Annotated in this window: 5 protein-coding genes; 4 read left to right on the top strand and 1 reads right to left on the bottom strand. The window is 42.5% G+C overall.

Going from position 1 to position 11304, the window contains the following annotated elements; translation table 11 throughout:
- Nucleotides 1–44: 44 nt before the first annotated feature.
- Nucleotides 45–1862 (bottom strand): malto-oligosyltrehalose trehalohydrolase, encoded by a 1818-nt coding sequence (treZ, locus tag CRO16_RS08370; protein ID WP_097055938.1) that lies wholly within the window; start codon nucleotides 1860–1862, stop codon nucleotides 45–47.
- A 191-nt stretch (nucleotides 1863–2053) separates the two neighbouring features.
- On the opposite strand from treZ, the gene CRO16_RS08365 reads away from it, so the two are divergent.
- The 4 genes from CRO16_RS08365 to CRO16_RS08350 are packed head-to-tail and all read left to right on the top strand — an operon-like array spanning nucleotide 2054 to nucleotide 11303.
- Nucleotides 2054–4033, top strand: coding sequence for an alpha-1,4-glucan--maltose-1-phosphate maltosyltransferase (locus tag CRO16_RS08365; RefSeq protein ID WP_097055937.1), 1980 nt, complete (start codon nucleotides 2054–2056; stop codon nucleotides 4031–4033).
- A gap of 10 nt (nucleotides 4034–4043) precedes the next feature.
- On the top strand, nucleotides 4044–7343 hold the full coding sequence (treS, locus tag CRO16_RS08360) for a maltose alpha-D-glucosyltransferase (RefSeq protein ID WP_097055936.1): 3300 nt from the start codon (nucleotides 4044–4046) through the stop codon (nucleotides 7341–7343).
- A 3-nt stretch (nucleotides 7344–7346) separates the two neighbouring features.
- Nucleotides 7347–10244, top strand: a complete 2898-nt coding sequence (gene glgB / locus CRO16_RS08355; protein WP_317042520.1) for a 1,4-alpha-glucan branching protein GlgB — start codon at nucleotides 7347–7349, stop codon at nucleotides 10242–10244.
- Nucleotides 10245–11303, top strand: a complete 1059-nt coding sequence (locus tag CRO16_RS08350; protein WP_097055935.1) for an NAD(P)-dependent alcohol dehydrogenase — start codon at nucleotides 10245–10247, stop codon at nucleotides 11301–11303.
- Nucleotide 11304 lies beyond the last annotated feature (1 nt).

Below are 11304 nucleotides of genomic sequence, written 5' to 3'. Positions count from 1 at the left end.
CCGGGAACTCCGGGTTCTAAAAAGGGCTTTTAATATGATGATTTTCAGTAACTGAAGATTAGCATCGCTTCAGGAAGAACTTGGATCCTTCCTCCTTTTTGCACCTCGTTTTCTGCTTTCTTTCCTCCCCATTTGGTAGCGGAGGAGGAAATGATCACTCTAATATTTTTTTCTTCGGAAATTTCTGCTGAAAATGGCTCTTTTCCGAAGTTATAAATTCCGGTAAGGGTATTATTCCCATTTGAGGCCGAAACTTTAAGAACTTTTGAAGCCTCATCGGCTTCTGTCGAAAGGCTTTCATGCCTGAAAAGATCAAAAGCCCCCTGTTTTTTTAATTTCAGCAACTCCTTATAATATTGAAAAAGGGTATTTTGATGATCATCTTTTTTAAAATTCCAGTTCAATTTAGAATTTTTAAAAGTGTTCTCTGACTGTGGATCGGGAAATTCTGTATCGCTATGGCTTTGGAAGAAGTATGAAAACTCCCTTTTTCGCCCCTCCTGAACGGCCTTCACCAGATTTGGATCTCCGTGACTAATAAAATACTGAAACCTGTTTTTTTCTCCAAATTCCTCCCCCATGAACAGCATAGGTACATAAGGAGAAGAAAGCATAATGCCGGCAGCCAGTTTATTTTTTTCAAAAGTCACCAGTTCAGAAAGACGTTCTCCCAACAACCTGTTGCCAACCTGATCATGATTCTGTATACACACCACGAATTGCGATGGCTCAATCCCCTGCGGGCTATTTCCTATACTACGCTTCCTAAAAGGGGAATAGATCCCATCATAGATGAATGCCTGTGTAAAGGTTTTTGCCAGGTATTCCATTTTTCCGTAATCACTGTAGTAACCTGCATCTTCGCCGGTTAAAACAGTATGTACGGCGTGGTGAAAATCATCCACCCACTGGCCTTCCAGTCCGTAGCCGCCCTTCTCATAAGAGGTAACCAGCCGGGAATCATTAAGATCACTTTCTGCGATAAGGCAATATTTTTTTCCGGTCCTTTGTTCAAGCTCATCGGTTTTTTCGCTCAGCTCTTTAAGGAAATGCCTGGCTCCCCTATCAATGATCTCGTGTACTGCATCAAGCCGCAGTCCGTCGAAGTGAAAATCTTCCAGCCACATTAAGGCATTCTGGAGAAAATGATGCCGCACCTGGTCAGAGTATGCATCATCAAAATTAATGGCACTGCCCCAGGGAGTGTGATATTTTTCAGTAAAATAGGGGCCATATTGAGAAATGTAATTCCCTTCGGGACCTAAATGATTATAAACCACATCAAGCAGCACCGAAAAATTACGGGAATGACAGGCATTTATGAGCTTTTTGAGACCTTCCATTCCGCCATAGCTATCCTGGGCGGCAAAAGGATAGACCCCGTCATAACCCCAGTTACGATTGCCGGGAAACTGAGAAACAGGCATTAGTTCAATAGTATTGACGCCGAGTTCCTCCAGGTGATCAAGTTTTTCAATAATGGCTTCAAAAGTACCCTGAGGTGTAAAAGTACCCACATGAAGTTCGTAAATGACCATTTCTGAAAGTTTACGACCCTTCCAGGCAGCATCCTGCCAATTAAAAGAATGATGATCAACAAGCTGTGACCAGGAGTGGACTCCTTCAGGCTGAGCAAGGGAAGCAGGATCGGGAAATGTCTCGTTGTCTATGCGGAATTTGTAAAGGGTGCCGGGAGCGATTTCAGTAAAGTCCCCACTCCAGTAACCTTTAGCATCTTTGGTTAGTGGAAGTGGCTTTTGTTTATCCTTTATAAGTACTTCTACAGATTCGGCTTTGGGAGCCCATATGCAAAATTGACTATTTTTTTCTCCTTTATATACTGCACCAACTTTCTTTCCCATAAATAAAATTCCTCAGATTTTTCCTAACACATTCAAAGCTAAGAAGGATAAAACGGAAGATTTTATGTTTAATAGTTTTTTAACTAAGGGTGTGGGTTTACTTGCCTAAATTTAAGTGTTTTAGATTGGGGAAATCCTGTAAATGCAGGTACTTCCATAAATCACCCAGCTTTTACCTTTAAAATTTACGTATGAAAATTGATGGACATAAAAGAGTAAGTATAAGAAATGTAAAACCCGAAATTGACTGCGGAAAATATCCGATCAAAAGAATCATAAACGAAGAAATAAAAGTTGAAGCCGATATCTTTGGTGATGGCCATGATAAGGTGGATGCGGTCCTGCTTTACAGGGAGAAGAAGAAAAACCGAGGACGTGAGAAAAAATGGCAGGAACAGCCAATGGAGTTTGAAGGCAATGACCACTGGAGCAGCGTCTTTAAACTTCCCGAGGTTGGTGAATACGAATATACCCTGGAATCCTGGGTAGATCATTTCTCTACCTGGCAGGACGGACTGAAGAAAAAAGCCGCCGCTAATCAAAATCTTAAAACAGAATTGCTCATTGGCGCCGAACTCATGGAGGAGGCTCTATCCCGCGCCTCTGCGCCCAACAAAAAGAAATTAAAGGAGTGGATATCTCTTTTTAAAGATGAGGATCATGAGGCCCGTTCTGTTTCTGAAGCTTTGAGTGATTCGGCTTCCAAAGTAATGTACGAATCCCGGGACCGGAACAAAGCTTTTGCATATGATAAAGTCCTGGAGGTAAGGGTAGAAAGAAAAAGAGCATTATTCAGTGCTTGGTATGAATTCTTTCCCAGGTCATCTTCTCCCGAAAAAGGAAAACACGGAACTTTCAAAGACTGTGAGAATGTGCTTCCTGAAGTATCAAAAATGGGATTTGACGTGATCTATTTCCCCCCTATTCATCCTATTGGCCGTAGCCATAGAAAGGGCTTAAACAACGCAACCGATGCCGAAGAAGGTGATCCCGGATCGCCATGGGCCATTGGTGCTAAAGAAGGGGGCCATAAAGCCATACATCCCGAACTGGGGACCATGGATGATTTTCAACGTCTGGTCAAAAAAGCAAAAGATATGGATATCGAGATCGCGCTTGATTTTGCGATCCAATGTTCTCCAGATCATCCTTATGTGAAGGAACATCCCCAGTGGTTTAAGTGGCGGCCGGATGGCACTGTGCAGTATGCCGAAAATCCGCCCAAAAAATATCAGGATGTATTGCCTGTGAATTTCGAGACCGAAGACTGGGAAAATCTTTGGGAGGAATTAAAGAGCATTGTAGAATTCTGGATCGACAAGGGTATCACCATTTTTAGAGTGGATAATCCCCACACCAAAACTTTCCCTTTTTGGGAGTGGTGTATCAGGGAGATCAATAAAAAACATGAGGGTATAATTTTCCTTGCTGAAGCCTTTACCCGCCCACGGGTGATGGAAGAACTTGCAAAGATCGGGTTCAATCAATCCTATACCTACTTTACCTGGAGGAACACTAAAGAGGAATTCATCGAGTACCTTACCCAGCTCACCAAAACTGAAGTCAGGGAATATTACCGCCCTAATTTTTGGCCCAATACGCCTGATATTTTACCTATTTCCCTCGAAAATCAAGAGGAGCCATCGTTTATCATACGCCTCATCCTTGCTGCAACAATGTCTTCTAATTACGGCCTGTACGGTCCTGTATTCGAGTTAGGACTCAATGAAGCTTATCCGGGTAAGGAGGAATACAATCATTCAGAAAAGTACCAGGTCTATCACTGGGACTGGCATAGAAATACAAGGATCAAGGAGATGATAAGTATTCTCAACCGCATAAGGAATGAAAATGCTGCCTTGCAAACCACCTGGAACATTGAATTCTGCGATACAGATAATGATCAAATTATCGCATATTCCAAAATAGACGAAGAAGAAACCAATAAACTTATCATCATTGTTAATCTCGATCCCCACCATACCCAATCGGGTTGGGTTCAAGTGCCATTAAAAAGATTAAAGATCGAGAACCACGACTCCTATTCGGTAAAAGACCTGCTTACCGGCGCCAGCTATATCTGGCAAAATGAATGGAACTATGTAGAGTTACATCCCCGGGCTGTTCCTGCCCATATTTTAAAAGTAGAAACAAAAAAACCAATCAGATAAAAATAAAACCATGATCAAACCAATTAATTCGAGCGATCAGGAAACCTGGTATAAAGACGCTATAATTTATGAACTACATATAAAAGCATTTTTTGACAGTAATGGTGACGGAATAGGAGATTTTGAAGGTCTGCTTCAAAAACTGGATTATCTTGAGGATCTTGGAGTTACTGCCATTTGGCTGTTACCTTTTTATCCTTCCCCGCTGCGGGACGACGGCTATGACATCGCGGATTACTACAGTATCAATCCCTCGTATGGCGACCTGGACGTTTTTAAACGTCTTATTGTAGAAGCTCATAGCCGCGGATTAAAAATCATTACCGAGCTGGTGATCAATCACACATCAGATCAGCATCCATGGTTTCAGAGAGCCCGGAATGCACCTATTGGTTCTCCTGAAAGGGACTATTATGTCTGGACAGATGATCCCAATAAATACAAAGATACCCGTATCATCTTCACAGATACCGAGCCTTCAAACTGGACCTATGATCCCGTAGCAAAGCAATATTTTTGGCACCGATTCTTTAGTCATCAACCTGATCTTAATTTCGACAATCCCAAGGTACAACAGGAAGTATTTGATGTCCTGGATTTTTGGTTTGACCTTGGAGTGGATGGTTTTAGATTAGATGCCGTGCCTTACCTTTTCGAAAGAGAAGGCACCAATTGTGAAAACCTACCCGAGACGCATGAATTTCTAAAAAAGCTTAGAACTCACGTTGATAAAAAATACGATAACAAGCTGCTGTTGGCCGAGGCCAATATGTGGCCCGAAGATTCGGCTGCATATTTTGGTGAGGGTGATGAGTGCCATATGAATTATCATTTTCCAATAATGCCGCGCATGTTCATGTCGGTCAAAATGGAAGATCGTTATCCAATCATGGATATCATTGACCAAACTCCTGAAATTCCGGCTAACTGCCAATGGGCAATTTTTCTCCGGAACCACGATGAGTTAACGCTGGAAATGGTGACCGATGAGGAAAGGGATTATATGTATAAGGTATATACAAAAGATCCGCAGGCAAAGATCAATGTAGGGATAAGGCACAGACTGGCTCCGCTTTTGGAGAACAACCGCAACAAGATCGAATTGATGAATGTGCTGCTTTTCTCCCTTCCCGGAACTCCGGTGATCTATTACGGAGACGAAATAGGAATGGGAGATAACTACTACCTGGGAGACCGGGATGGGGTACGAACACCAATGCAGTGGTCCTCGGACAGGAATGCGGGCTTTTCAACCGCTAACCCACACAAATTGTATTTACCGGTAATCATTGATCCTTCATATAAATATGAGGCGGTGAACGTGGAAACCGAGCAAATGAATTCCTCTTCTCTATTATGGTGGATGAAAAGGATCATTGCTATGAGAAAAAAATATAAAGCTTTTGGCCGCGGAGATATCAACTTCCTTTCCCCAAGTAACGCTAAGGTTATTGCCTATACCCGAACTTTTGAAGATGAGGACATTCTGGTGCTGGGAAATCTTTCCAGATTTCCACAGGCAGCAGAGTTAGACCTTGAAGCTTATGAAGGTTATATTCCGGTAGAGGTTTTTAGCCACAATAAGTTCCCAAGGATCACAGAACATCCTTACTTATTTACCATGGCACCTCATGGGTATTACTGGTTCATTCTTCAAAAGGAAGAAGGGCATGTGGCAAAATCAGAAACCCCGGTATTGCAGCTCAATAATTGGGAGCAACTGCTTCAAAATAAAACAAAATCCCGTTTTGAACATGATATCCTCCCTCAATACCTAAATACCTGCCGCTGGTTTGGAGGCAAATCCAGGGTGATCCAGAATATTTCCATTTTGAATAAGGTTGATATTCCTGTGCACAATGTGCCTTCCACCTTAATCACTATTGAAGTGAATTATAATGATGGCCTGCCGGAAGTGTATCAACTACCTCTAGGTTTTTTAAGTCCTAAAATGGATCAGGAGTACAAAGACCTGCCTGCAAAGGGTATTATTGCAAAATTAAGTCTTGACGGAGAAGAAGGATATCTTTTTGATGCCGTGTACAGTGAAAGTTTCAGAAATGTGCTGTTCCGTAATATAAAGAAAGGTAGAAGTCTTCAAAGCGGCCGGGGGAACCTGGTATTTTATCACAGCGATAATGACTTTGCGGAGGAAGCGGAAAAAGTTCAGTCGAAGATCCTTAACGCCGAACAAAGCAATACCTCGCTCATCTTTGACAACAAATATTTCCTGAAATTGTACCGTAAACTGGATAATACAATCAATCCAGATCTCGAGATCACCAGGTATCTAACTGAAAAAACCGATTATCAAAATTCCCCAAGGTTTGTAGGGGCTATAGAATATACCCAGGGTACCAGGAACATCATCGTATTGGGAATGATGCAGGATCTCATTCCTAATCATGGAGATGCATGGGATTATACAAAGGATTCTTTAAATCGCTTTTTTGACAGGGTAGTAACCCTTCCTAAAGAAAAACAATTTGAAGAAGTTCCCCATACCCTTACCCCGCTCTCTTATCAGGATCTTTCTGAAAATATGAAGGAATTAATGGGAGCAGTATTCCCGGAGAGAATGTCCCTGCTGGGACAAAGGACTGCCGAAATGCATAAAGCTTTGGCTGCGAATCCACTTGAAAAGGATTTTGAACCCGAACCTTTTTCCCTGCATTATCAAAGGTCTCTCTTCTCCTCGCTTCAGTCGCTTACCAGAAATGCTTTTCAAAACCTTCAGAAGAGCATCAAATTGCTTCCGAAGCACATCCAACCCGAAGCACAGGAGGTGCTTGATATGAAGGGAGTAGTTTTAAACACTTTTAAGAAAGTATACGATCATAAGATCCCCATCATGAAGATAAGGACCCATGGAGACTATCATTTGGGTCAGGTGCTTTGGACCGGGAAAGATTTTGTGATCATTGATTTTGAAGGAGAACCGGCAAGATCTTTCAGTGAAAGAAGATTGAAACGCTCACCTTTACGGGATGTCGCCGGGATGGTTAGATCCTTCCATTATGCAGCATACAGCAGCATTCTGGAATCGGAATTTGATCAACAGAACAAAACAGGGGAACTGGATACCTGGGCAGAGAACTGGTATTACCTGGTGACCCAAATATTCTTAAAAGGATATTATGACCATGTGGGAGAAAACGAATTTATTCCTGCAGATAAGGAAGACACAGAGATCCTAATGCAGATCTTCCTGCTTGAAAAAGCGATATATGAAATGAATTATGAATTGAACAATCGTCCAGATTGGGTTTTGATCCCCCTAAGAGGAATAAAATCATGCATAAAACGATAGAAAATGGCTAAGAAAAAGGAAAATAATCCAGATAAAGAAAAGAAGTTTACTAATTCAGAAAAGGCACCTAAAGGCAGACCGGGAACTAAAACTTCCGGAAAGGCTGAAGAATCAGGTGATGTAAAAGGACCTATGGGAGTTGGTGATAAAACCCGTTCAAAATCGGGTGCCAAAGGCTCAAATTTGAAAAAAGATACTTCAGATAAAAAACCTTCAAAAAGTAAGTCTTCTGCCGCAGGAAGCACGCCCGGTGATACTTCCGGGAAACCAAAACTTCCGAAGCCAAAAAAGGCTTTACCGGAAACAGGTACGCCAGACAAGGAAAAAACAGGAAAAACTTCAGCAGAAAATAGAAAACCCGGAAGAAAGAAAGCTGCTGCCTCCAAAACTTCAAGTAAACCTGCAAAATTTCAGGATCCTATGATCGATGAGCCTGTGCCACATGTTTCGGCACCTGCCACAGGAGAAGTGAGGAGTCCGCAGGAGGAGGATAAGAAAAAACCGGGAAGAAAAGCTGCAGATAAAAAATTTGCTTCAACTTCAAAACCTGCTGCAAAGAAATCTCCGGGAAAAAAAGCTGCCGAAGACAAAGCAAAACCTGAAGAGAAGAAACCTGCTAAAAAGATGTCCCGTCCAAAGGCAGTTCCGGGAATAAGTGCAGAAGAGAAAATGAAATTACCCAATACTTCCCCTTCCGATGACCTGAAGGATGCAGCCAAGGAAACTGCAGAAGGATTGAAAGAAAAGCTTACTCCCGATGAGAAAACGAAGCGGGACCTGGAGGAAAAGGCAAGAGAATATATTCCCGATTCTGAAGATATCAAAGGAGTGGCCGGATCTATCGCAGAGAAATTGATGGAAGGGACCGAAAAGGCTAAAAAATTCGTGGAAGATATCACTCCCAGCCCGGAAGAGGTGACTGCCGCGGCCGCCAAAGTGAAAAAGACGATTGAGGATGCTACCACCGATAAAAAGAAGGAACAGAAATCTTCTGCTGAAAAACCGGCCGAAGCTACGCTGCTAACCGACTTTGATATCCATTTGTTCAGGGAAGGTAAGCACTACCACCTATACAATAAACTGGGTTCCCATCTCATGGAATATATGGGAACAAAAGGAGTTTACTTTGCCTTATGGGCACCCAATGCCGAAAAGATCTCGGTAATAGGAGATTTTAACAACTGGGATCGGGAAGCTCATCCCATGTCTGCCCGTTGGGATAATTCGGGGATCTGGGAAGTCTTTATTCCGGTAGCCAAAAAGGGAAGTCTTTACAAATATTATATCCAGTCCAATACCGGATATGAAGCTGAAAAAGGGGATCCTTTTGCCTTTCAATGGGAAACTCCGCCCAATACCGCTTCTATGGTGTGGGATCTGGAAAATACATGGAATGATAATGTATGGATGAAAGACAGGGACAGCAAAAAAGGCAAACCCCAACCAATGTCGGTTTACGAACTGCATTTGGGTTCATGGAAAAGAGTACCCGAAGATAATCTGCGTTCATTGACCTATCTGGAACTGGCAGAACAGCTTCCGGGTTACATAAAAGAGATGGGCTTTACCCATGTGGAATTCATGCCTGTAATGGAACATCCTTTCTTTGGTTCCTGGGGGTACCAGATCACCGGATATTTTGCTCCCTCAAGCCGTTTTGGAACTCCGCAGGAATTCATGCAATTGATTGACAGCCTGCACCGCGAAGGAATTGGAGTCATTCTGGATTGGGTCCCCTCCCACTTCCCTAATGATCTTCATGGATTGCACTATTTTGACGGCACTCACCTTTACGAACATGAGGATCCCCGCAAAGGTTTCCATCCCGACTGGCAAAGCTATATTTTCAACTACGGAAGAAATGAAGTACGTTCATTTCTTATAAGTAATGCTTTGTTCTGGCTTGATAAATTCCACGTGGATGGATTACGTGTAGACGCCGTGGCTTCTATGCTTTACCTGGATTATTCCCGAAAAGAAGGAGAATGGGAACCTAATGAGTTCGGTGGAAGGGAAAACCTGGAGGCAATAAGTTTCCTTAAGGAATTCAATGAAGTAGTTTATAAAGAATTTCCCGATGCCGTAACCATTGCCGAAGAATCAACTGCCTGGCCTATGGTTTCAAAACCCACGTATATTGGAGGTCTTGGCTTTGGCATGAAATGGATGATGGGATGGATGCATGATACTCTGGAGTATTTCAGCAAAGATCCATTATACAGAAGGCATCATCAAAATACGATCACCTTTAGCTCGAATTACGCCTTTACAGAAAACTTCATGTTACCGCTCTCTCATGACGAGGTCGTATATGGAAAGCAATCTATCCTGAACAAGATGCCGGGAGATGAGTGGAACAAATTCGCAAACCTGCGCACCCTGTACAGTTATATGTTTGCGCATCCGGGTACAAAACTGCTCTTCATGGGAGCAGAATTCGGCCAAACAACCGAGTGGAATCATGATTCCAGCCTTGAATGGCATCTCACCAATGAACAACCGCATGCAAGGATTCAGGAAACTTTAAAGGAACTTAACAAATTGTACAAACAGGAACCTGCTCTTTATGAAAAAGCCTTTTCCCATGAAGGTTTTGAGTGGGTAGATATCAATGACGAAGAAAATAGTATTGTAAGTTTCCTGCGAAAAGGAAAGGATCCTGAGGATAACATCCTGGTGGTATGCAACTTTGTTCCTGTACCCAGGGAGAATTACAGGATCGGGGTACAGCAAAGCGGAAGCTGGAAAGAGATCTTTAACAGTGATGAGGAACGATTTGGGGGAAGTAATGTTAGGAATTCCGAGAAGATCAATAGTGAAGAGTTACCGGCTCACCGACAAAATAACTCCATATCTTTGACTATCCCGCCAATGGCAGTGATATATCTTAAAAAAGCATAAATGAAAAATGTAAAAGCTTATGCTGCCCAGGCAGCCGATAAACAACTCGAGCCATTTTCTATTGACCGTCCTGACCCGGGACCCGAAGATGTAGAAATTGAAATCCTTTTTTGCGGAGTTTGTCATTCAGATATTCACACTGCAAGGAACGAATGGGGAGGCACCAAATATCCCTGCGTTCCCGGCCATGAAATCGTGGGAAAGGTATCCCGTGTAGGGAAAGATGTAAAAAAATATAAAGAAGGAGATACTGTGGGTGTGGGATGTTTTATTGATTCCTGCGGACATTGTGAGAACTGTAAGGATGATCTTGAGCAATATTGTTTAAATGGTCCCACGGCAACTTATAATTCTCCATCCCCTTTGGACAGGAATGTTCATACCTACGGCGGATATTCTACACACATCGTTGTGAAGGAGGATTTTGTGCTTAAAATTTCAAACAAATTGCCTCTTAACGCTGTAGCTCCTCTTTTATGTGCCGGTATTACCACTTACTCTCCTTTGAAAAGATGGAACGTTAAAAAAGGAGATAAAGTTGCGGTGGTAGGTCTCGGGGGGTTAGGCCATATGGCAGTTAAACTGGCATCCTCTATGGGTGCCGAAGTAACTATGCTAAGCCGATCTCCAGAAAAAGAAAAAGATGCCAACGAATTAGGGGCTGCTCATTTCGAGCTCACTACCAGTGAAGAGAACATGAAGAAATTGGCAGGCAGTTTTAATTTGATCATTAACACTGTTTCCGCCCAACATGATTATAATCCATACCTTAACCTGCTAAAAACCGATGGGGTAATGGTATTACTCGGTATTCCACCTAAACCTTCCGAAGTACAGGCAGCCCAACTCATCATGAAAAGAAGGAGCCTTGTGGGTTCTCTTGTTGGCGGAATAAAGGAAACCCAGGAAATGCTGGATTACTGTGCAGAACATGGCATAGTTTCAGAAATTGAAATGATCAACATGGATCAGATCAATGAAGCTTATGAACGTACTTTGGATGCCGATGTGCGCTACAGATTTGTAATAGACATGAAATCTCTAATTAATCAAAACTAAT

This window comes from Salinimicrobium sediminis, assembly GCF_900215295.1.
GTDB lineage: Bacteria > Bacteroidota > Bacteroidia > Flavobacteriales > Flavobacteriaceae > Salinimicrobium > Salinimicrobium sediminis.
The sequence above is the reverse complement of the archived record's forward strand: the minus strand, read 5'-3'. Positions and strand labels throughout refer to the sequence as shown.

What these genes read in the sequence shown, in the direction of transcription:
- treZ (WP_097055938.1), bottom strand. Translation starts at nt 1,862, where the DNA reads ATGGGAAAGAAAGTTGGTGCAGTATATAAAGGAGAAAAAAATAGTCAA.
- CRO16_RS08365 (WP_097055937.1), top strand. Translation starts at nt 2,054, where the DNA reads ATGAAAATTGATGGACATAAAAGAGTAAGTATAAGAAATGTAAAACCC.
- treS (WP_097055936.1), top strand. Translation starts at nt 4,044, where the DNA reads ATGATCAAACCAATTAATTCGAGCGATCAGGAAACCTGGTATAAAGAC.
- glgB (WP_317042520.1), top strand. Translation starts at nt 7,347, where the DNA reads ATGGCTAAGAAAAAGGAAAATAATCCAGATAAAGAAAAGAAGTTTACT.
- CRO16_RS08350 (WP_097055935.1), top strand. Translation starts at nt 10,245, where the DNA reads ATGAAAAATGTAAAAGCTTATGCTGCCCAGGCAGCCGATAAACAACTC.